20 protein-coding genes are annotated in these 21,650 nt (G+C 66.4%); 10 read left to right on the forward strand and 10 right to left on the reverse strand.

All coding sequences use genetic code 11. From position 1 onward, the window contains the following. Positions 1 to 104: 104 nt before the first annotated feature. Entirely contained in the window at positions 105 to 503 is a 399-nt protein-coding gene (locus QOL82_RS13495) for a RidA family protein (protein ID WP_283442801.1), read from the reverse strand. Between the two features lie 110 nt (positions 504 to 613). Here QOL82_RS13495 and QOL82_RS13500 point away from each other — a divergent pair, with 110 nt between their 5' ends. Beyond that, on the forward strand, positions 614 to 1,432 hold the full coding sequence (locus QOL82_RS13500; RefSeq protein ID WP_283442802.1) for an alpha/beta hydrolase: 819 nt from the start codon (positions 614 to 616) through the stop codon (positions 1,430 to 1,432). A gap of 6 nt (positions 1,433 to 1,438) precedes the next feature. On the opposite strand, the gene QOL82_RS13505 is transcribed toward QOL82_RS13500, so the two are convergent. Together QOL82_RS13505 and parS are read right to left on the reverse strand one after the other, a co-directional pair. Continuing rightward, entirely contained in the window at positions 1,439 to 1,900 is a 462-nt protein-coding gene (locus tag QOL82_RS13505) for an RES family NAD+ phosphorylase (protein ID WP_283442803.1), read from the reverse strand. Then, entirely contained in the window at positions 1,897 to 2,430 is a 534-nt protein-coding gene (parS, locus tag QOL82_RS13510; RefSeq protein WP_283442804.1) for a type II RES/Xre toxin-antitoxin system antitoxin, read from the reverse strand. Before parS ends, QOL82_RS13505 begins: the two co-directional genes overlap by 4 nt. A 296-nt stretch (positions 2,431 to 2,726) precedes the next feature. Between parS and QOL82_RS13515 the strand changes: the two genes are divergently transcribed. Continuing rightward, the gene (locus QOL82_RS13515; protein ID WP_283442805.1) at positions 2,727 to 3,845 is read left to right on the forward strand and encodes a hypothetical protein; all 1,119 of its coding nucleotides are present in this window, start codon (positions 2,727 to 2,729) and stop codon (positions 3,843 to 3,845) included. A gap of 212 nt (positions 3,846 to 4,057) precedes the next feature. On the opposite strand, the gene QOL82_RS13520 is transcribed toward QOL82_RS13515, so the two are convergent. Further along, positions 4,058 to 5,293: an MFS transporter gene (locus QOL82_RS13520; protein ID WP_283442806.1), complete on the reverse strand. Its 1,236-nt coding sequence runs from the start codon at positions 5,291 to 5,293 to the stop codon at positions 4,058 to 4,060. Positions 5,294 to 5,443: 150 nt separating this feature from the next. Between QOL82_RS13520 and QOL82_RS13525 the strand changes: the two genes are divergently transcribed. Beyond that, complete coding sequence (locus QOL82_RS13525; protein ID WP_283442807.1) at positions 5,444 to 6,343, forward strand: LysR family transcriptional regulator; 900 nt, start codon at positions 5,444 to 5,446, stop codon at positions 6,341 to 6,343. A 48-nt stretch (positions 6,344 to 6,391) separates the two neighbouring features. Here QOL82_RS13525 and QOL82_RS13530 read toward each other — a convergent pair whose 3' ends face one another. The 3 genes from QOL82_RS13530 to QOL82_RS13540 all read right to left on the reverse strand — a co-directional run bounded on the left by QOL82_RS13530 (position 6,392) and on the right by QOL82_RS13540 (position 9,628). Continuing rightward, complete coding sequence (locus QOL82_RS13530; RefSeq protein WP_283442808.1) at positions 6,392 to 7,390, reverse strand: Bug family tripartite tricarboxylate transporter substrate binding protein; 999 nt, start codon at positions 7,388 to 7,390, stop codon at positions 6,392 to 6,394. A 71-nt stretch (positions 7,391 to 7,461) separates the two neighbouring features. Continuing rightward, a complete protein-coding gene (locus QOL82_RS13535; protein ID WP_283442809.1) occupies positions 7,462 to 8,790 on the reverse strand; it encodes a Rieske 2Fe-2S domain-containing protein in 1,329 nt (442 codons plus the stop codon). A gap of 13 nt (positions 8,791 to 8,803) precedes the next feature. Then, positions 8,804 to 9,628 (reverse strand): hydroxypyruvate isomerase family protein, encoded by an 825-nt coding sequence (locus QOL82_RS13540; RefSeq protein ID WP_283442810.1) that lies wholly within the window; start codon positions 9,626 to 9,628, stop codon positions 8,804 to 8,806. 128 nt (positions 9,629 to 9,756) lie between these two features. Here QOL82_RS13540 and QOL82_RS13545 point away from each other — a divergent pair, with 128 nt between their 5' ends. The 4 genes from QOL82_RS13545 (at position 9,757) to QOL82_RS13560 (ending at position 13,451) form a co-directional block, all read left to right on the forward strand. Further along, positions 9,757 to 10,752 carry a LysR family transcriptional regulator gene (locus QOL82_RS13545; protein ID WP_283442811.1) on the forward strand — a complete coding sequence of 332 codons (996 nt, stop codon included), beginning with the start codon at positions 9,757 to 9,759 and terminating at the stop codon, positions 10,750 to 10,752. A 61-nt stretch (positions 10,753 to 10,813) separates the two neighbouring features. Continuing rightward, on the forward strand, positions 10,814 to 11,743 hold the full coding sequence (locus QOL82_RS13550) for a DMT family transporter (RefSeq protein WP_283442812.1): 930 nt from the start codon (positions 10,814 to 10,816) through the stop codon (positions 11,741 to 11,743). Between the two features lie 102 nt (positions 11,744 to 11,845). Then, on the forward strand, positions 11,846 to 12,214 hold the full coding sequence (locus QOL82_RS13555; protein WP_283442813.1) for a hypothetical protein: 369 nt from the start codon (positions 11,846 to 11,848) through the stop codon (positions 12,212 to 12,214). Between the two features lie 88 nt (positions 12,215 to 12,302). Further along, the gene (locus QOL82_RS13560) at positions 12,303 to 13,451 is read left to right on the forward strand and encodes an ACT domain-containing protein (RefSeq protein WP_283442814.1); all 1,149 of its coding nucleotides are present in this window, start codon (positions 12,303 to 12,305) and stop codon (positions 13,449 to 13,451) included. A 108-nt stretch (positions 13,452 to 13,559) separates the two neighbouring features. Here QOL82_RS13560 and ftsH read toward each other — a convergent pair whose 3' ends face one another. From ftsH to QOL82_RS13575, 3 genes are all read right to left on the reverse strand, one after another. Then, on the reverse strand, positions 13,560 to 15,455 hold the full coding sequence (gene ftsH / locus QOL82_RS13565) for an ATP-dependent zinc metalloprotease FtsH (RefSeq protein ID WP_283442815.1): 1,896 nt from the start codon (positions 15,453 to 15,455) through the stop codon (positions 13,560 to 13,562). Between the two features lie 219 nt (positions 15,456 to 15,674). Next, entirely contained in the window at positions 15,675 to 16,118 is a 444-nt protein-coding gene (locus QOL82_RS13570; RefSeq protein ID WP_283442816.1) for a hypothetical protein, read from the reverse strand. A 461-nt stretch (positions 16,119 to 16,579) separates the two neighbouring features. Further along, positions 16,580 to 18,370 (reverse strand): hybrid sensor histidine kinase/response regulator, encoded by a 1,791-nt coding sequence (locus tag QOL82_RS13575; RefSeq protein ID WP_283442817.1) that lies wholly within the window; start codon positions 18,368 to 18,370, stop codon positions 16,580 to 16,582. A 565-nt stretch (positions 18,371 to 18,935) separates the two neighbouring features. Between QOL82_RS13575 and QOL82_RS13580 the strand changes: the two genes are divergently transcribed. The 3 genes from QOL82_RS13580 (at position 18,936) to QOL82_RS13590 (ending at position 21,644) form a co-directional block, all read left to right on the forward strand. Continuing rightward, positions 18,936 to 20,387: an aldehyde dehydrogenase gene (locus tag QOL82_RS13580; protein WP_283442818.1), complete on the forward strand. Its 1,452-nt coding sequence runs from the start codon at positions 18,936 to 18,938 to the stop codon at positions 20,385 to 20,387. Positions 20,388 to 20,764: 377 nt separating this feature from the next. After that, the gene (locus QOL82_RS13585) at positions 20,765 to 21,196 is read left to right on the forward strand and encodes a YeeE/YedE family protein (protein WP_283442819.1); all 432 of its coding nucleotides are present in this window, start codon (positions 20,765 to 20,767) and stop codon (positions 21,194 to 21,196) included. A 10-nt stretch (positions 21,197 to 21,206) separates the two neighbouring features. Continuing rightward, the gene (locus tag QOL82_RS13590) at positions 21,207 to 21,644 is read left to right on the forward strand and encodes a YeeE/YedE family protein (RefSeq protein WP_283442820.1); all 438 of its coding nucleotides are present in this window, start codon (positions 21,207 to 21,209) and stop codon (positions 21,642 to 21,644) included. Positions 21,645 to 21,650: the final 6 nt, after the last annotated feature.

Consider the following 21,650-nt stretch of genomic DNA (forward strand, 5'->3'; position numbering starts at 1 on the left):
TTCGGTTGACCTGGAAAAAAAAGAATATTGTGCTTTATGGTAATAAAGGAAACAGAACGAAGAGGATTCGGCGCCGCCGGCGGGACCAGGCGCCGGCAGCGGCGTCAGCCGGCAACCGCGGAGACTTCCACTTCGACCAGGTAGCGGGCGTCGGCCAGGCGCGCGACGCCCAGCAGCGTCGACGCCGGCGGCGCCGCGCTGAAGAAGCGGTACAGCGGTTCGCGGCCTTCGGCCATGAAGCGGTCCATGTCGGTCGTGTAGACGTGCAGCCGGACGATATGCGCCGCGCTTGCGCCGACCGCGTCGAGCGCAAGCTGCAGGTTGTGCATCACCTGCTCGACCTGGCGGGCCATGTCGTTTTCGCCGACCAGGTTGCGCTCCCGGTCGAGCGGCACCATGCCGGCGATATGCCATTGCGTGCCGGGCGCCGAGACCACGATCTGGCTGTAGACGTCGCCCGCGGCGCGGTAGAGATTGTCGGGATTGAGGCGCTGATGCGGCATGGATGCTCCAGGGGCGAAGGTGGATGGATGGCAAGCAGGTTTTCGGCAAGGCTGATAGCCTTCGTGGCGGAAACGGATTTTCCCGAAAACGCGACTGGCAAGGACTTTACATGAACGAACTCTACCGCGGCATGGACCAGGCGACGCTGGACGCCGCCTACAACAACGGCCAGGCGGTCGCCGACAGCGCGGCCATCCTCGCCGATTTCCAGCAGCGCAGCGATGCGTTGCGCGCAACCTGTCCGGACCACCTGGACCTGCCGTACGGCCCGGGGCCGCGCAACCGGATCGACTATTTCCCGACGAGCGCGCCCGGCCCGGTGCTCGTCTTCATCCACGGCGGCTACTGGCAGATGCAGGCCAAGGAGCGTTTCAGCTTCCTTGCCGCCGGCCCGCTGGCCCATGGCATCCATGTCGCAATGATGGGCTACACGCTGGCGCCGGATGCGACGCTGGCCCAGATCGTCGGCGAGATCAGGACCGCGATCGGCGCGATCAGGCAGCACGCGCCGGCGCTGGGCGGCGACGCGAGCCGGCTGGTGGTGTCGGGCTGGTCGGCCGGCGGGCACCTGACCGCGATGAGCATGGCCGAGCCGGGCGTGATCGGGGGCCTGTCCATCAGCGGCGTGTTCGACCTTGAGCCGATCCGGCTTTCCTACATCAACCGCAAGCTGGGACTGAACGCGGAGGACGCGGCGATGCTGAGCCCGATGCGCCTTCCGTCAAGTCCGCTGCCGCTGGTGCTGGCCTATGGCACGGACGAACTGCCTGAACTGCGGCGGCAGTCGGAAGACTACTTTGCGTTGCGCGCCGGCCTGCCCGGGAAACTGCTGCCGCTGGCGGGAAAGGACCATTTCACGATACTGGAGGAACTGGCCGACCCGGCCGGCGCGCTGACCGCGCAGGTCCGGGCGCTCAGCGGCGGCTGACCGGCGTCAGGCCTTGAACATCCGCGCGTCGAAGGCGAAGTCGCGGACGATTTCCAGCCGGATGTCCCGGTACGCCGGGTGGCGCGGATTCAGCACCGCATTGCGGGATTCGGGAATGATGGCCGAGGGCACGAACAGGATCAGCCCGCTCGCCGATTCGATCCACCGGCGGCCGAACTCCTGCGTGCTGGCCGGGGCCGGCAGGTCGGCCCAGTCGGGCGGCAGCTCCGCCATCGACGGCCGGTAGACCAGCGACGCATCGTCGGGTGCATCGATGGATACCAGCACCAGCGGCGGATGCGACGACCCGGCGAGATGGACGAACTTTTCCAGCGCGCAGATCTCGATGGTCGCGCCGGCATACATCACCGGCCAGGCGATCGGATTCCAGCGGCCGCCGTACAGGCGGGCGCCTTCGCACAGCGTGTCGAGCGCCCACTTCCGGGTCGTGATGCGCCACAGCCTCAAGCCACGCCGCCCGTGGCGATCGCGTTGAGCACCTGCCGCACCGACACCGCGCCCGGCTCGGTGTCCATCAGGTCCAGAGGCGCGGTGTTGTCGAACGCGCGATTCGGCTGGCGCATCCATTCGACCGCGGCGGCTTCGTCCTCGAACACGTCGATCGCCATGCGCGTCACCGTTCCCATCCGGTACAGCCGCTCGGTGGCGGCTGCATCGATCCGCGCCGCGCTCTTCTCGAGCCGGCTCGCGGTCGACGCCGGGACCTGGGCAATGGCCTGGATGCGCGCATCGGTGACGCCGAAAAAGCGGCTGGCGGCTTTCAGTATGGCGGCCGGATAGCCTTCCCGTATCGACTGGACCGCGGCAAACCCGCCCAGCGGCGCGCCGGATACGATCTGGCCGAACGCCCCCGGGTCGTTCCGCTTCGCCGTCGCCGGGGAAGGCCGCGTTCCCGTTGCAGCCTTCTTTCGTGCGCTCCCGGCCCCGGCCTTGCCGAGTGCCGCGTCGGCCGCGTGCACCCGCTTGTCGGCGGGCATCCCAGCCGTACTCTCTTTCCTTGCAGGCACGCTCATCATTCACCTCCATTTGAAGACATAGAATACACCAAATGGTTGTTCCTGTGATTTCCGCTGTGGCGGCGGCGCCGGCGCGCCCGGAAGGCCGCCGCTCCGACGGTGAGGGGCATCCATCTTCCGGGGCGCGGCTTGCCAGGAAACAGTCCTGCAACCCTGGCCATTTAAATTTATTTCTTGACCGGAACTTTCTTATTGTCGAGTATTCAAACACGATTTTTCCGCGCCGAGAGCCTGCCGGGAAAGCCGCGGCGAACACGATGTCGAATCCACCCTTCCAAGATCCCTCCCGCACCTCGCGCAGCCAGACCGGCAGAAGCGAACTGCGCCGGCCGACCCAGGCCCTGGCGCTCGCTGCGACGCTTCTCTGCATTTATCCCGTTTTCAGCGTCGCGCAGGACCGGCTGGTCATGGGCGGCGACGCCGGCGATCTGCCGTCGCTGCCGGGCGAGGCGCGCGGCGAGGAAGCCGATGCGGTCAATGTCGATACCGGCAGCATCGGCCTGACCGACCGATCCTTCGACAACGTGATGGGCGTGCGCCTGGACGGCTATCAGGAACTGGCGCCCGCGGTCGTGCTTGAAAAAGGCTGGCTGGTTTCGCGCAAGCTGGGCATCGGCGGCGTCTATACGGTCCAGAGCGGCTCGTCCGAGCTGGTGCTCAACGGCGTCTACGCGCCCCGGCGCGATGTGCGCATCCAGATTTCGGCGTCGCAGATGCGGATGAACGGCGTGATGGCCTCCCTTGGCGGCGTCGATGAGACACTGGTGCAGACCAGCCTGCTGACCAGCATCCGGAAGCAGTGGTCGAAAAGCCGGGTGCGCCCGGAAGCCGGTTTCACCGTGTTCACCGCCAGGGCAGGCGGCCCGGGCCAGCGGGACGTGACCGCCACCGGCATCGAGATGGGCACGCTCGCCGGCTACATGCTCAAGCTCGCCGCGATGCCGATGGTGCGCACGCGCTTCGAAGTGAGCTACCAGGCGGAGAGCACGATCTACGACAATGCGTTCGCAGCGCAGTGGCGCGACCGGCAGGCGTCGGCCAGCGTGAATTATTCGCAGGGCTTCGACGACTGCAGCATGCTGCACGGCCGCTTCACGACCGGTCCCGGCCTGAGCCGGGCCGACCTGCGCTACGAGAAAGGCGCATTCAGCGTCGGCTTCCTGCAGACCCGCAGCGAAGACTATGCCGACCGGATGGTCCAGTTCACCTATTCCCTCGCGCTCGACGGCCGCAGCCGGTCCGCCGCGACCTGCGATACCGACCCGGCGTCGCCGGCCCCGTTCCGCGCCATCGTCGACGCCGCGACAGCCCGGCCCTCCTACCTGCCCACCGAACCATTGACCCGCGCCGTCAGCGCGTCCGATGCGCCGAGCTGATGGCGGCCCTTGCGCCTGTGTTCAGGCTGGCGACCTGAACGTCCCAGTCAGAACAACTCCGGTTCGCAAGGCGCCACGTATTGCACCAATCGCCGCGAACAGGCGCCGGTAGCTATTGGACCAGTGTTGTAATGCGCTGCGCTTATCACACCCTACGAATCTCGAGTCCGAACCATTGACCTTGTTTGACGTGCAATGACTTGGGGGCGGTATCAACCCTCTTCCGCGGCAAGCTGCGGCGCACGCACCGGCGCTGCATGGCCGGCGGGCTTGCCGGCCGATGCGATGCCGTCGCGCTTGTCCAGCCATCCGGCCAGCGTGGTCAGGCCGAGCGCGCCGAGCACGACCAGCGCGCCTATCCACGGCGTCGCCATCAGGCCGAGATGGGCGACGATCAGGCCGCCGGCCCATGCGCCGGCGGCAATGCCGATATTGAATGCCGCGATGTTCAGTCCCGATGCGACGTCGATCGCCTGCGGCGCGTCACGTTCGGCGCGCTGCACGACATAGACCTGCAGGCCCGGCACATTGCCGAAGGCGACGGCGCCCCAGGCCAGCACGGTCAGCACGGCAAGCCACGGATTGGATGCGGTGAAGGTCAGCACGAAGAGCACGACTGCGAGCAGGCCGAACACGATCTGCAGCGCCCTGACCGGCCCCTGGCGGTCGGCCAGCTTGCCGCCCCAGATGTTGCCGGCCGCGACGGACACGCCGTAGACCAGCATCACGAGGCTGACGCTGGACGCCTTGAAACCCGAGACCTGCTGGAGTATCGGCGCGAGGTAGGTGAAGGCGATGAAGGTGCCGCCGTAGCCCAGCGTCGTCATTGCATAGACCAGCAGCAGGCGCGGCTTTTTCAGCACCGCCAGCTGGGTCAGCAGCGAGGACGGCTTGCTGCCGGCGATATTGTTCGGCACCAGCATCCAGCTGCCGATGAAGGCGACCACGCCCAGCAGGGACACCGCCAGGAACGTGGCCTGCCAGCCCAGCGTCTGGCCGATGAAGGTGCCCAGCGGCACGCCGGTCACCAGCGCGACGGTCAGGCCGGTAAACATCAGCGCAATCGCGCTCGCCGCCTTTTCCTTCGGCACCAGGCTGGTGGCGATGGTGGAACCTATCGAGAAGAATACGCCATGCGCGAGGCCGGTCAGGACCCGCGCCGCCATCAGCGCCTCGTATCCGGGCGCCATCCATGCGAGCAGGTTGCCGGCGGTGAACAGGGCCATCAGGCCCAGCAGCAGGTGCTTGCGCGGAAGCCGGCCGGTCAGCGCGGTGAGCACCGGCGCGCCGACCGCCACGCCCAGCGCATAGAGGCTGACCAGGAGGCCGGCGGAAGGAACCGAGACGCCGAGGCTGGCGGCGATGGTGGGAATCAGGCCGACGATCACGAATTCGGTCGTCCCGATGGCGAACGCGCTGAGTGTCAGCGCCCATAAAGCGAGCGGCATGTTGTGCTCCTTGATCATTGAAATAGCCGGGATGGCTTGACTAACGGGGTGGCTGTGCCGCATGCACAGCAGACTGGCATGCATTCTGACGCGCGGCGCGATGAAGAAAAACCAGGCTGGCTACAATAGACTTTTGACGCGGAGTCACGAATGCTGGATGTGGATGCACTGGTTACCTTCGTCGCGGTCAGCGACACCGGCTCGTTCTCGGCGGCGGCGAAGCGGCTCGGGCAGACGCCTTCGGGCGTGAGCCGGGCGATCTCGCGGCTGGAGGCGCAGCTCGGCATGAGCGTGATCAAGCGCACCACGCGGCGGCTAGACCTGACCGCGGAAGGCATATGGCTACTGGCGCGGGCCAGGCAGGTGCTGGCCGACCTGGACGACATGGAGGAACAGCTGTCCCGGCGGCACCTGGCGCCGTCCGGGCTGGTGCGGCTCAATGCCGCCACGCCGGTGCTGGACCACCTGGTCGCGCCATTGATGGCCGATTTCATGGATGCCTATCCATTGATCCGGCTGGAGCTCGACAGCGGGGAAACCGTGATCGACCTGATCGAGGAGCGCGCGGACCTCGCCATCCGCATCGGCACGCTGGCCGACTCGACCCTGAACGCGCGGCGCCTCGGCGCGAGCCGCCTGCGGCTGCTGGCGTCGCCCGGCTACCTGTCGCGCCACGGTACGCCGGACACCGTCGCCAGCCTCGACCGGCACCGGCTGCTGGGATTCACGTCGCCGGCGTCGCTGAATATCTGGCCGCTGCCGCAGGACAGCGGCGAAGGGCTGGCGGTGCAGCCGGCGATTGCCGCATCGAGCGGGGAGACCGTGCGCCACCTGGCGCTGGCCGGCGCGGGCATCGCCTGCCTGGCCGACTACCTGACGCGCCGTGACGTCGCGAGCGGCCAGCTCGTGCCGGTGCTGGAAAACCTGGCGCTGCCGTGGACGCAGCAGGTCTGGGCAGTGTTCTACCGCCAGGAAGCGCTGGCGCCGCGGGTCGCCGCACTGCTCGATTTCCTGGCCGAGCGGCTTGCCGGCGACATGGCCGACGGTTAGTGGCCGTAATCACAGCCGTTGCCGCAGCCCTGCCGGAACGAGTTCGGCTCAGTCGACCTTGACGCCGGCACTCTTCACCAGCGCACCCATCTTCTGGAATTCGTCGGCGAAGAACGCGCCGAAGTCGGCGGCGGACCCGCCCCGCACCACGGCTCCCTGCGCGGCGAGCGTGCTGCGCAATTCCTTTTCCGTCAGGCTGGCATTCATCGCCTCGTTCAGCTTGTCGACGATCTGCCTGCTGGTCCCGGCAGGCGCGAGGACGCCGAACCAGGTGCCGGCCTCGAAGTTCGGCATGCCCGACTCGACCATCGTCGGCACGTCCGGAAACAGCGGCGACCTCGACTGCGACGTGATCGCAATCGCCCGCAGCTTCCCGGCCTGGACCAGCGGCGCGGCGGTGCTGAACACGTCGAACATCAGGTCGATCTCGCCAGCCATCAGCGCCGTCAACGCCGGGCTGCTTCCCTTGTAGGGGACATGGGTCATGTTGACCCGGTTCTGCATCTTGAACGACTCGCCGGCCAGGTGCGCTGCGCTGCCGTTGCCGAAGGATCCGTAATTCAGCTTGCCCTGCCTGGCCGCCGCTTCCCGCGTCAGCTCGGCCACCGTGTTCACCTTCATCGACGGATTGACCACCAGCAGCAGGGGCTGGGTCGCCACCAGCATGATGGGCTCGAAGCCCTTGACAGGCTCGTAGCTGAGCTTCGGATAGGTATGGGGCGTGACGGTCAGCGGCCCGGCGGCGCTGAACAGCAGCGTGTAGCCGTCCGCCGGCGACCTGGCCACGACTTCATGCCCGATCGCGCCGCCGGCGCCGGCGCGGTTCTCGACATAGACCGGCTGGCCGAAGCGCGTGCCCAGCGACTTCGCGATCAGGCGGGCGGTGATGTCCGTGGAGCCGCCCGGCGCGTAGGGCACGACCAGCCTGATCGGCTTGTCCGGATAGCCTTCCGCCGCCGCGCTGCCGGAGAAGGAAAACGCACCCGCCATCGACGCCAGCGCCAGCGCTGCGGCCTTGCCGGCAAACGGTACTCTGTGATGCGTCATGATTGTCTGTCTCCGTTGTTTTTGCATGATGGGCGCCCTGGCCATGCGGTCAGCCTCCGTCCCGGTGTGTTTCAGCGCCTGACGCCGTCGCCGTTGCTGCCCGCGACCCGCCCCGCCGGATGCCCGAAACGCTCCAGCATCACCTGCTCGAACGATACGCCCTCGGAAGCGATCCAGCTTCCCGAGCGCAGGGTATAGCTGTCATGCCGGAACGGCGCCTCCGGTTCGATGCCCGCCATCAGCGCCTTCGCGCCATCGAGCACCTTGCGCCGGAAGCGGACCACCGCGGCATCGGATGCGCACAGATGCTCGACCGTGCGATCGACGATGCGGCCCTGGCTGTCCTGGATCATCGCGTCCTGCTCCGCCACGCCGCGCACGCCGGTGAAGTTGATGTGCTTCTGCATCTGGCGATCGATCAGGTATTCATTCGAGCGATTGCGGATCGGGATGTAATTCTCGTCGACCTCGGCGATGACGCCATGGCCGTTCTTGAACTTCGCCATCTCGTCGTCGGTCAACGGCCGGTCCGGGTTCCAGGCATAGGTGTAGATCCAGCAGTTGCCGTCGTCGATCGGCACCCAGGTATAGCCGAAATGGGTCTCGCCGGGGAAGGTCGACGGCGTCGTGCTGTGCGACGGCAGTGCGAACTGCGCGGTGCGCCAGTAACGGGACATGCCGTCCGCGCGGCGCGCGCCGCCGACCACGAAGCCGACCTCGTGCTCGAGGATGGAAAACAGCGGCAGCGGGTCTTCCCGTATCCAGCGCAGCCGCTTCTCGTCGGCCGGCGCATCGTCATTGGCATTGGACGGCACCCCGGGTGCGGGCATGTGCAGGAAGGAGAAATGCGAGGTGTCGAGCGCGCCTTCGACCGACTGCGCCCAGTTGCATTCCTGGAGCTTCTTCGTCACGTAGCGGTGCGACTCCGGCAGCTGGCCGAATTCCAGCTGCGGCACTTCCGGCATCGGACGGCCCCCGGGCTCGCGCGGCCCCATGTAGGCCCAGACGACGCCGCCGTATTCCCGCGTCGGATAGGACTTCAGCCGGATCGTCTTGTGATACTGCGAGCCGGGCGGCACATTGGGCAGTTCGACCGGCTTGCCTTCGATATCGAATTTCCAGCCATGGAACACGCACCGGATCGCGCAGTCCTCGTTCCGGCCGAAATACAGGCTGGCGCCGCGGTGCGGGCATTTCGAATCGACCAGGCCGACCTCGCCCCTGGTATTGCGGTAAGCCACCAGGGCTTCGCCCAGCACGGTCACGCGCTTCGGCGCGCCGTCGTTTTCCGGCAGCTCCCTCGACAGCAGCACCGGCTGCCAGAAGCGGCGGAAGAACTGGCCCATCGGCGTGTCCGGGCCGGACCGGGTCAGCATCTCGTTATCGGCAGCGCTTAACATTGGAACTCCTCCCTCATTGCGAATGATGCGGCAGCTCGAAGCCGGAACGCGGGCGCGGCGCGCCGATGCCGTACGGCTTGCCCCAGCCCAGCGTGTCGAAGGTCGGGCCGGACGGCGTGTATTCGCAGCCTATCCAGCGGTCCCAGCCCAGCTTTTCGAGTTCCGAAAACAGGTAGGGAAAATGGATCTCGCCGGTGCCGGGCTCGTGCCGTCCGGGGACATTCCCGACCTGGATATGCCCGACATATGGATAGACCTGGTGCAGCCGCTGCGCGATCGCGCCTTCTTCCATCTGCACGTGGAAGGTGTCGAAGCACAGTTTCACGTTATCCCGGTTCAGGGCCCTGATCACCTCGACGCCTTCGTCGAGGCGGTGGTAGAGGAAGTCCGGGAAGCGCGCCGCGCAGCACGGCTCCAGGATCAGCGTGATGCCGTCCTCGGCCGCGGCGTCGGCCGCCCAGGCGATGTTTTCCCGGAATAGTTCCATGCACCTGACCGGGTCGAGGTCGGGACCGATATTGCCCGGCATGACATGGATCATCGGCTTGCCGACCCGCGCCGAATAGTCGAGGGCGATCCGGATGCTGGCCCGGAACGCTTCCCGCCTTCCCGGCAGCGCGCCGATGCCGCGCTCGCCCGCGTCCCAGTCGAACGGCGAAAGGATCTGGACCAGTTCCAGGCCGTTGTCGTCGAGCACGCGGGCCATTTCCGCCGCTGGCTGCGCATAGGGGAAAGCGACTTCCACGCCGCCAAAGCCCGCGCTTGCGGCAGCGGCGTACCGTTCCTGCATCGGCAATTCGGTAAAAAGCCAGCGCAGGTTCGGATCGAATTTAAGCATTGGGTCTCCGTGATTGAAATGGACGCCGCAAGCGCGGAAGTGGCTGCGGGGCAAGCATGAAAACTAGTGTAAAGTCGGCGCAGTCTTTAAACAAACTAGATATTTTTAGCCATTAGCGAGTTATTCTCATGAATGGAAGTGCCGATGCGACATCGAATATCACGCTGCGCCAGCTGCGCGCGTTCATCATGGTCGCCGACGCCGGTGGCTTTGCAGCGGCATCCCACCGGCTTCACCTGACGCCGTCGGCGCTGAGCCTGCTGATCAAGGAAATGGAAAAGCTGCTGAAGGTGCGGCTGTTCGACAGGACGACCCGCAACACGGTGCTGTCGCAATCCGGCATCGAGTTCTATCCGCTTGCGAAGAAAGTGCTGGACGACCTCGGGCGCGCGGTCGAAAGCACGCGCGACCTGGAGCAGAAGAAGCGCGGCACGGTGCGCGTTGCCTGCACGCCGCTGTATGCGTCGACCCTGCTGCCGGAACTGATACTGCGTTATCGCGAGCAGTATCCGGCGATCGACGTGCACATACTCGACTCGCTGAACCAGCCGGCGGTGGCGCGGGTGGCAAGCGGCGAGGCGGACATCGGCATCGTGCCGCAGCGGCCGTCGCCGCCGGAGGTGGTGCAGGAAAGCCTGCTGAAGGACCGGATGACCTTCATCTGCCGGCCCGACCATCCGCTCGCGGCGCGCAAGCGGGTCAAATGGGAAGAGGTGCTGCGCGAGCCTGTGGTGTCGCTGACGCAGGATTTCACGACCAGGCTGCAGGCGGACCTGTTCAAGCATTCCAGCGCGCTGGTCCTCAGCCCGGCGCATAGCGTGTCCTTCATCACGACCGCGCTCGGCATGGTGCAGTGGGGCCATGGCGTGACCGCGCAGCCCGAATCGGTGATTCCGCTGCTTGCGCCGTTCGGCCTCGTGGCCCGGCCGCTGCACAACCCGGTGGTGTTCCGGCACCTGTCGCTGTTCTACAAGCGCGGCTATGAACTGTCGCCGGCGGCGAAGAGCTTCCGCGAATTCCTCCACCAGCATGCAGCCGGTTTCGCGCCGCCCGAGGGCGTCAAGGCGGCCGGCCTGGTCCGGTCGGGCGAACCCGCCGGCGCAAGCCGCCCGGCTCTGGGATAATTGCGTACGCCTGCCGGACCCCCGGACCGGCAAGCCGGCGCAGCCTATAGAGAACAAAAAATTGAATAAGAACGGAATCCTTCTTCATGTCGCCGGTTTGTGGACGCTTTCCACGCTGGATGCGTCGGCCAAGTGGCTGGTGCTGGCGGGCATGCCGGTATTGATGGTGACGCTGGTGCGCTACCTGATGCACGTGGCCCTGATGACGGCGGTTGTCCTGCCGTCGCAGGGCAGGGCGCTGTTCCGGACGCGGTCGCTGTCGCGCCAGCTGGTTCGCGGCATGCTGATGGTGCTGTCGACCGTGCTGTTCTTTTCCGTGCTCAAGCGGCTGCCGCTGGCCGAGGCCACTTCCCTGAATTTCATGGCGCCGCTGTTCCTGATGGCCATGGCGCCCTGGCTACTCAACGAGCCGCATCGGCTGCATCGCTGGCTGGGCGTGCTGATGGGTTTCGCCGGCGTGCTGATCGTCGTGCGCCCCGGCGCGCAGCTCGACCTGATCGGCGTCGGGCTGGGCCTGCTGACGGCGATCACCTTTGCGTTTTTCCAGATTTCCACGCGCCGGGTCGCGCACGACAATCCGCTCACCACGAATTACTACGGCGGCATTTTCGGCTCGGTCGCGCTGATCCTGGCATTGCCCTGGTTCTGGAAGATGCCGGAGCTGTCGGCCACCCAGTGGGTGCTGCTGATTTCCACCGGCTTTACCGGTTTCGCCGGCCACCTGTTGCAGATCATGGCGTACAGCCGAACCCAGGCGACGCTGCTCGCGCCCTTCAATTACCTGCAGATCGTGGCGGCGGCGACGCTGGGCTGGCTGGCGTTCGGCCAGCTGCCGGACCTGACGACGGCGACCGGCATCGCGCTGATCTGCGCCGGCGGCCTGGCCGTGGTGCTGTGGGAGCGGCGCCTCTACCGCCTTCCGCGCGCGGGTGAGGGAGCGGCCAAAGACACAGCGAACGACGTGGGCGGCATGCTGTACCGAAAGAAATAAGGCCAAACTCTTGTCCGTAATCCAACACGGCGGGCAGCAGCCGGACGGCGATACAGCGCCCGGCTAGAATCGTTTCTTCTTCTTTAACTGATCGGAAATACGATGGCTGTCGAACTCCCTGCAAAACTTTACACCGCGGTCGGCACATTCCAGTGCGGTCAGGACCTGCGCATCGATGTGGCGGTGCCGAATTTCCCGACCGAACAGGAAGCGGAAGATTACGCCCAGGCATTCGGGGTCAAGCTCGCGGACGGCTTGCTGTTCCGGAATGACGGCAAGGCCGGCGGCCTGTTCGACGAGGACCCGCGCGAAGTGCTGGATTCCCAGGTCGCCATCAGCCGCAGGAGCCAGGACGGCGGCGCGGAGTCGTACAGGCCGGAGTCGATCACCATTGCGCAACTGGCGGCGGCGCCCGGTTTCGACGGCGCCTTTCAGCCGGTCGCCTGGCGGGTCGAGGAAGACCGCATCTAGCAAGCCCCCGGGTCGCGCCCGGCGGCATGGAAGCGCAGGCTCACGCCGGTCCGGACGTAGCGCCCGGGATCACAAAGGAAGCGAATCGATGAAATGCGTACTGGTAGGATCCCGGTTTTTTGGCGCCACCGTCCTCGAGGCGCTGCGCAGGGAAGAGGGCGTCGAGATCGCCGGCGTGGTCGCGCCGGCCGAGGATGACCGGCTGGCCATTGCCGGGCGCAATGCCGGCCTGGCGGTGCATGTGCTGGACAATCCCAAACTGGTGCCCGGCGACGCGATTCCCGACGGCGTGGACCTGATCATCGCCGCCCACACCCATGCGCGCGTCAGCGACGATGCGCTGGCCCGCGCCCGCCTCGGCGGCGTCGGCTATCACCCGTCGCTGCTGCCGCGGCACCGCGGCATCGCCGCCGTCGAGTGGACCATCCTGGAAGGCGACCCGATCGCCGGCGGCTCCGTCTATCACCTGTCCCATGGATGGGATGCCGGCGCCATCGCCGCGCAGGACTGGTGCTTCGTGGAGAAGGGCGAGACCGCGCGCGAATTATGGGAGCGTGCGCTGGCGCCGATGGGTTTGTCGCTGCTCACGCGGGTGGTCCAGGCCGCCCGCATCGACGGCGCGCTGCCGGCCGAGCCGCAGGACCAGCGCTTTGCGACCAAGGCGCCGATGCTGCGCAAATCCGTGGTGCTGACCGAGGACCAGTCGACCACGACCACGGCGCTGATCGTCACGCTGGTCGGTCCCGACCGGCACGGCATCGTCAGCCAGCTCTCGGAAAGGGCGCAGCGCTTCGGCGCCAACTGGGCGGCGAGCCGCCTGACCCGGCTGGCCGGCGAGTTCGCCGGCACGGTGCATCTCGACGTGCCGAAGGAACGCGCGGACGCGCTGGAGGCGGCGCTGCGGGAATTGTCGTCCAGCGGCTTGCAGGTCGTCGTCGCCAGGAGCGCCAGCGCCAGCGTGCCGGCCTCGCTGCGCGCGGTCGAGCTGGAACTGGTCGGCGACGACCGGATCGGGATCGTCAGCTCGCTGACGAAAATCCTCGCCGAGCGCGGCGTCAGCATCGAAAACCTGCACACCGAGATCGTGCGCAGCGGCGTCACCGGCAGGCAGACCTTCAAGATCGGCGCGCACCTGTTGCTGCCGGCAAGCCTGTCCCCCGATGCGCTGCGGCAGGAACTCGGCGTGCTGGCGCATGACATGACGCTGGACATCGCGCTGGGCGAGCGGCAGGGTTGACCGCGCAGGGCGCCGTGACCACAGGGTCGGCGCGCCGGCCTGCACGCGCGCCCGGCTTGGCGGTTAGTCGCGCAATACCCGCGGCGGCATCCCTGAACCCGCAAAGCCTTAACGGACTGCCGGCGACAGCGCGGCTTCCGCCGCCGGTGTAACAGCCGGCTGGCCGGCAAGCAGCGCGTCGAAGCCGGCGCGGTCCAGGCTTTCCTGCTGCAGCAGCGCTTGCGCCACCCGTTCCAGCAGGGCGCGCCGGCTGGTCAGCGTCACCCGCACCCGCTGGTGCGCTTCGGCCAGCAGCCTCGCCACCTCGATGTCGATCGCCTCGGCGCTGCGTTCGCTGCATGCATGGCGCTCGGGCTGCGCATTCGGGCCGAGCAGCGGCGAGCGCACTTCCTCGAAGGTCACCAGGCCCAGCCGCTCGCTCATGCCGTATTGCGCCACCATGTGCCGGGCCATGTCGCTGGCCTGCTGCAGGTCGTTCTGGGCGCCGGTCGACACGTCGCCGAACACCAGCTCCTCCGCCACCCGGCCGCCGAGGAACACGTCGAGCCGGTCCAGCAGCTCGCTCTTCCTGAGCAGGTAGCGGTCTTCGGTCGGCTGCTGCCGGGTGTAGCCCAGCGCCGCCACGCCGCGCGGGATGATGGAGATCTTCGCCACCCGGTCGGCATTGGGACGCATCTCGGCCACCAGCGCATGGCCGGCCTCGTGATAGGCGACGGTCTCCTTCTCGCGCGGGTTCATCACCCGGTTCTTGCGTTCCAGTCCGCCGACAATGCGCTCGATGGCGTCGTCGAAGTCGTCCATCTCGACCTGGTCACGGCCGCGGCGCACCGCCAGCAGCGCCGCCTCGTTGACCAGGTTCGCCAGGTCCGCGCCGGCAAACCCCGGCGTGCGTCCTGCAATGGCCGCCAGCTTCACGCCCGGCGCCAGCCTGACCTTGCGCACGTGGACCTGGAGTATCTGTTCCCTGCCTTTCAGGTCGGGCCGGTCGATCGCAATATGGCGGTCGAAACGCCCCGGCCGCAGCAGCGCCGGGTCGAGTATTTCCGGGCGATTGGTCGCGGCCAGCAGGATCACGCCCCGGCTGGAATTGAAGCCGTCCATTTCCACCAGCAGCTGGTTCAGCGTCTGGCCGTGCTCTTCGCCGCCGGCCAGGTCCATCCCGCGCGCACGGCCGATGGCGTCGAGCTCGTCGATGAAGATGATGCAGGGCGCCTTCGCTTCGGCCTGCGCAAACAGGTCGCGCACGCGGGCCGCGCCGACACCGACGAACATCTCGACGAACTCGGAACCGCTGATGGAAAAAAAGGGCACGCCCGCCTCGCCGGCGACGGCCTTGGCCAGCAGGGTCTTGCCGGTGCCGGGCGCGCCGACGATCAGCACGCCCTTGGGAATGCGCCCGCCCAGCCGCTGGTAGCGCTCCGGCTGCTTCAGGAAGGCCACCAGTTCCATCAGCTCTTCCTTGGCTTCGTCTATGCCCGCGACATCGTCGAAGGTCACGCCGGTCTGCTTTTCCGCATAGACCCGGGCGCGGCTCTTGCCGATATCGAGCGCCCAGCGCCCGATGCCGCCGGACTTGCCCATCGAGCGCCAGATCCAGAAGAAGAACAGCAGCGGCAGCAGCCACGAAAACGCCGCGCCCACCCAGGCGCTTCCCACCTGCGCGGAGAAGCGCACGTCGGCCTTTTCAAGTTCGGGCACCAGGTCGGGGTCGTCGATGCGCACGGTCTCGAAGCGGCGCAGGCCCGCTTCCGCACGGCCCAGCCGCGCGACCTGCTCCTTCGGCAGCAGCGTATCCAGGCCGTCTTCATGCAGCGTCCCGGTGACCACGGCCGGCCCGACGCGCACCTCGTCGACCTTGCCCGCATGCAGCACGCGCTTGAAGTCGCTATAGGCCAGCGTCGTGTCGCCCCGCGCGATGAACAGGTTGACCAGCAGGAGCAACAGCAGCGGCAGCAGCAGCCAGTGCCATGCCGTCAACTTGGGCGTGTCGGACTTCTGTTCCATGGCATCCGGGCGCGGGGCAATCGCTTGGAGGAAGTCCACCGATGATAAGAGCCGGCGCCGCATGCGCCATGACCCAGGTCAAGCGGGACCGGACGGAAGCGGCATGGATGGGCAGGGTCGCCAGGAACGCGCCTGGATAGGCGGTGCGCTGCGCAGCCGTCGCCGGCAGGCGCCGTGACAGCCGCTGTGCAGGATGCTGGAGGATTGCGCGAGAATGTCCTAGCCGGTCAGGCCGACGATCTGGCGCGCCCGCAGCAGCAGCGCATCCGCCTCGGCGCCCGGCGCATTGCATTGTATATAGTGGCCCATCTCGGCGATGACCTGGTGCAGCGCGGCGATTTCTTCCTCGGTGATCCGTTTCTCCACGATGTCGATCAGCGCCAGCACCGACACGGGGTCGACCAGGGAAGCGTAGACGCTGGCGTCGCCCGGCATCAATGCATCGAGTTCAAGCGCATCGACGCATGCATGTTTCATCACCGCCAGCGCATTCATCTGCGTCGCCGGCGCCGAGCGCATTAATTCGGCATTGCGCTGGTCCGTTAACAGCGCCGGCGGGAATGTCGCATTGCCCCACGCCGCGGCGAAGTCGTCCGGCGACGGCGGCACCGCATTCGGGTCCTCGCCATCGCAAACGAAACTGGTGATCTCGGTGCGCATCATTAATTCCTGTCGTCGGGCGCCGTATTGCCGGTATGGACAGGCGCCTGCGCTGCCTTGCCGCTTTCAACCGGCGCTTCATCGCGATGAAGACGATCCCATAAACGACCCGGCGCTTGAACCATGATGACAGAGTACTGTATAAAAAAACAGTATACTCGCACAACATTGTCCGTTCATCCAATAGCGCAGCGGCACGATCATCCTGCTGCTGCGCCATGCCAGGCGCGAAAAGAACGGTAGTGGCGATAGTTTCGCAATAATCTATCGTCTATGTCGCCGGCAGCGGGCTGGTGCGGGCCGGGCAATCGAATGGAGTATTTTGCTTGAGCGGCATAGGCCGGCAAGGCATGGGCTGCCGTTCGGCCCATGCCTTGCCGGCAGCGGCCCGGCCTGCGGGCGCGTTCGATGCAGGACTGTAAACAGCCGCACGCCGGCTGGAAATTGCGTCGGCGTGGAATCGCTCAGTGAAGCAGGTTCCTCGACAGGCTGGCGATCAGCCTCAGCAGGTCGTCGACCCGCGCAGGCTTGAGCAGGTGGGCGTCGAAGCCCGCTTCACGCGCCTGCGCGACGTCCGTCTCCTGCCCGTAACCGGTCAGCGCAATGACGTAAGCGCCCCTGGTCCGCTGGTCCGCCCGCAGCCGCCTGGCGACCTCGTAGCCGTCGAGTCCCGGCAGGCCGATGTCGAGCACGACGACCTCCGGCTGCAGCGCGCCGATCAGCTCCAGGCCTTCCGGACCGTCGAATGCGGACGATACGTCGTGGCCGGCGATCTGCAGCAGCATCGCAAGGGTCTGGTTGGCGTCATGGTTGTCGTCGATCACGACGACGCGCCGGCTGGCGACCGATTTATTGACGGACAGCGCAGCCGCGGATGACTGGTCGGACGGCATCCGTTCGACCAGTCGCAGCCGCACGCTGAACGTGGAGCCGGTCCCGACGCCGTCGCTATGCGCGAGCACGGCGCCGCCATGCATTTCGGTGATCCGCTTGACAAGCGTCAGGCCGATTCCCAGCCCGCCGTCCGAGCGCGCCAGCGAACGCGGCAGTTGCGTGAACAGGTCGAAGATCGATCCCAGCATTTCGGCTGGAATGCCGGCGCCGGTGTCGCGCACGGTCACCGTGGCGAAGTCGCCGTCGACCTCGGCGCCGATGCTGACCTTGCCGCCGTCCGGCGTGTACTTTGCCGCGTTGTGCAGCAGGTTGCCGAAGACCTGCGCCAGCCTGGAAGCGTCGCCGCTGATCTTGACATGGCGGCTGGGCAGCGAGACGGACAGCGAATGCCCGCGCTGATCGATCAGCGGACGCGACAATTCCAGCGCCTGTTCCAGCACATCCGACAGCGAGACCACCTTCCTGTCCAGGCTGATCTGGCCCTGCGTGATGCGCCCGACATCCAGGAGGTCGGCGACCAGGCGCGTCATGTGGCCGACCTGGCGGTCCAGGATGGCAGTCGGCGCACTCAGCGGCGAATTGGCCGGCGTAAGGCTGCGTATGATTTCGGTCGCATTGCGAATCGGCGCGAGCGGGTTGCGCAATTCATGGCCCAGCATCGCGAGGAATTCGTCGCGCGCCTTGAGCGCGTTGTTCAGTTCGACGGTCCGCGCATCGACGCGCGATTCCAGTTCGATGTTCAACTGGTGTAGGTTCTCCTTGGCGATCTTCAGCGAAGAACTTTCAAGCAGCTCCCAGTTGCCCTGGCGGCGCGCAATGGCGAACTGGTGATGGCAGCACACGTCGATCACGTCTTCGGCCGAGCACTTGTCCATGCAATAAGTGCACAGCGCAACGAGGTTGTAGCGCCGGAAGGCGTGATTGACCTTGTTCTCGTAGTCCATGAAGTCATTCCAGCCGGAGCGCTCCACCCAGAACGTGTCGCCCGTCAGGCGCAGGCCGGACAGGCCCCTGTTCTTCGATGCGGCTTCCTTGTCGACCCAGCCCTGCAGCACATCGTCGGCCGAAAATACCTGGCCCGGCGTGTACCAGTCTGAAATAGGAAGGATCTGCATCTGGCCCGACGACAGGTATTGCTTGAATTCGGGCATGGCGCTGATCATCAGGTCTTCCGCCATGTCCGCTTCGAGGCGCTCGGAAGTCACCCAGAGACAGGATTCGTTGGCCCTCAATCCGGCTTCGAAATAAGGCACCAGGGTTTCGGCCAGGTCCTCTTTGGTCCGGTAGAACTGGCAGAAGTGCGTGCCCCATGCAATATCGCCGACAGCGTCTATGCCGGAGTCGCGGGTTTGGTAGGTCATTGCAAGTCCTTTCGCGCTGCCGCGCGCATGCGCGCCGTGCACGGAGTGGGAAGCCGGACTATGCTGATTTCGCACGCCTGTCCTCAGAGTTGGCAGTGTACTATCTTTCTTAATTGCACTGTGAATACTTGTTAAATGTAAATTCGGCCCGCCTGCTGAAAAGCGGGTTAAGCCGGACCGATTTGCAGCGCTCATCCCGAGGCCGGCGTGCCGCGCCTCCTGATGGGCAAGCCCCGCTGTCTGCTGCTCGACGAGCCGTCCCTCGGGCTTGCGCCGAAGATGGTCGCCGAACTGTTTCGCATCCTCAGGCAGATCTGCGACCAGGGCACCGGCGTGCTGCTGGTGGAGCAGAACGTGCGCCAGGCGCTGTCCGTCTGCGATCACGCTTATATTCTGGAGCAGGGGCAAATCGTCAGCGAAGGCGCAGGACAGGACCTGCTCCGGGGCAAGCGCATCAGAAAGTCGTATCTCGGGCTATGGAAAACGCATCCCGGCAGGCTGCGCGGCATCATGGCGCGGCGGGCGGGACCTTACGCATCACTCAACAGGATAAGGAAAATCGAACATGAGCACTATCTCCATGCTGATCAATGGCAACCGCGTCCAGGCGCGCAATGGCGCGCAGTTCGAACGGCGCAATCCACTCGACGGCAGCGTCGCCACCACGGCGCCGGCGGCCAGCGTCGAGGACGCGACGGCCGCGGTCGATGCGGCGGCCAGGGCATTTCCGGCGTGGGCCGCCATCGGGCCGGGCGAACGGCGCGCGATGCTGATGAAGGCCGCCCAGGCGCTCGAAGCCAAGGGCGACGCATTCGCGGCCGCGGTCGCCGCGGAAACCGGCGGCTCGGCGATGTGGTCCGGCTTCAACGTGCACCTGGCAGCCGGCATGCTGCTGGAAGCCGCGTCGATGACGACGCAGATCAGCGGCGAAATCATCCCGTCGGACGTGCCGGGCAGCCTGGCGATGGGCGTGCGCCAGCCTGCCGGCGTGGTGCTGGGCATGGCGCCCTGGAACGCCCCCGTCATCCTGGGCGTACGTGCGATCGCCATGCCGCTCGCCTGCGGCAACACGGTGGTGATGAAAGGCTCCGAGCTGTGCCCGGCCACCCACGGGCTCATCATCGAAGCGATGCAGGAAGCCGGCCTGCCTCCCGGCGTGGTCAATTTCGTCACCAATGCGCCGCAGGATGCCGCCGCGGTGGTCGAGGCGATGATTGCCCACCCGGCGGTTCGCCGCGTCAACTTCACCGGCTCCACCCGCGTCGGCAAGATCATTGCCGCCTACTGCGCCAAGTACCTGAAGCCGGCGGTGCTGGAGCTGGGCGGCAAGGCGCCGTTCATCGTGCTGGACGACGCCGACCTCGACGCCGCCGTCGATGCCGCCGCATTCGGCAGCTTCGCCAACTCGGGGCAGATATGCATGTCCACCGAACGCATCATCGTCGACCGCAAGGTCGCCGACGCATTCACATCGCGCCTGGCGGCAAAGGCGGTCCAGCTGCCATTGGGCGATCCGCGCAAGGGACCGGTGGTGCTGGGCTCGGTGGTCGACATGAGCACCGTCCACCGCTGCAATGCGCTGATCGACGACGCATTGTCGAAAGGCGCGACGCTGCTCTGCGGCGGACGCGCCGATTCGACGTTGATGCCGGCCACCCTGCTGGACCACGTCACGCGCGACATGAAGATCTATCACGAGGAATCGTTCGGACCCGTCAAGGGCATCGTGCGCGTCGATGGCGTCGACGAAGCGGTGGCCTGCGCCAACGACAATGAATTCGGATTGTCGTCGGCAGTGTTCGGCGGCGACATCGCCCGCGCGATGAACGTGGCCGGCCGCATCGAATCCGGCATCTGCCATATCAACGGGCCGACGGTCCATGACGAGGCGCAAATGCCGTTCGGCGGCGTCAAGGGCAGCGGCATGGGCCGCTTCGGCGGCAAGGCCGGCATCGCCGAGTTCACCGACCTGCGGTGGATGACGGTGCAGACATCGCCGCGGCACTATCCGTTCTGACGCGATAGGAGCGATGCGAATACGGCAGCCGGCGCTCGTGCGCCGGCCGCCGCTTTTGCAAGTTCGTTGCGTTCTGGGCGCGATCTTGCGCGCCAGCGGCGGCAGGTTCCGTTTCAACCATGCCCGCACGGAAAAAGGAAAGCGGGCGGTACGAATGATGTCGCAACCCGGCGGTCACGCGGCCATTCGCCAAAAACCCCCTCCGGCAGCAGGCGATACAGCGCCCAGCGGAGCGGGTGCTGGACTTCATACTATAAAAAGATATAATGTATTGAGATAGTACGACCATGTCGGGAAGCGCCGGCGGCAAGGCAATGGCTGCGGCCGATGCCGCTTGTTGCACGGGCGATATTGCAGGACTGAAAAGGAGCAAGGACATGAACATAGACTGGGCACATTTCACGCCGTGGGCGTCGCTCGCCGGCGGCATGCTGATCGGCCTTTCCGCAGCGCTGTTTATCCTCTTCAACGGGCGGATCGCCGGCATCAGCGGCATCCTGGGCGGACTGCTTCATCCGGTAAGGAATGATCGCCTGTGGCGGCTTGCGTTTCTGGGCGGACTGATCGCCGCGCCGTTGGCGTTCGGCATGCTGGCGCCGCTGCCGGCCGTCGAGGTCGAGGCCGGCAACCTGACGCTCATCGTCGCCGGCCTGCTGGTCGGCATCGGCACCCGGTACGGGTCCGGCTGCACCAGCGGCCACGGCGTATGCGGCATTTCGCGGCTGTCGCCGCGCTCGCTGGTCGCGACCGCAGCCTTCATGGCGGCCGGCTTTGCGACCGTGTTTATCGTTCGTCACTGGCTGGCCTGAGGAGAGAATCATGCAGATATTCATGGCACTGGTCGCAGGCCTGATCTTCGGTCTCGGCCTTATCCTGTCCGGCATGACCAATCCGGCGAAGGTGATCGGCTTCCTCGACCTGGCAGGCAACTGGGATCCGTCTCTGGCCCTGGTCATGGCGGGCGCCATCGCCGTCAGCGCCGTGCCGTTCCGCCTTGCAAAGGGCAGGGCCACGGCGCTGCTCGGCGGTCCGATACGGCTGCCGACCGCGACCGACATCGACCGTCGGCTGGTGCTGGGCAGCCTGGCATTCGGCGCGGGATGGGGGCTGGCTGGCTATTGCCCGGGGCCGGCCCTGGCGTCGCTGCTGTCGGGCGGGGCCAAGCCGCTGCTGTTCGTCCTTGCGATGCTTGCGGGAATGGCGCTGTTCGAGCTGCTTCAGTGGCAGGCTCTTTCGGGCCGGCATAAGGCCGCCTGATATGCG

It is taken from the genome of Noviherbaspirillum suwonense (assembly GCF_900182955.1).
Taxonomy (GTDB): Bacteria; Pseudomonadota; Gammaproteobacteria; order Burkholderiales; family Burkholderiaceae_D; genus Noviherbaspirillum_A; species Noviherbaspirillum_A suwonense.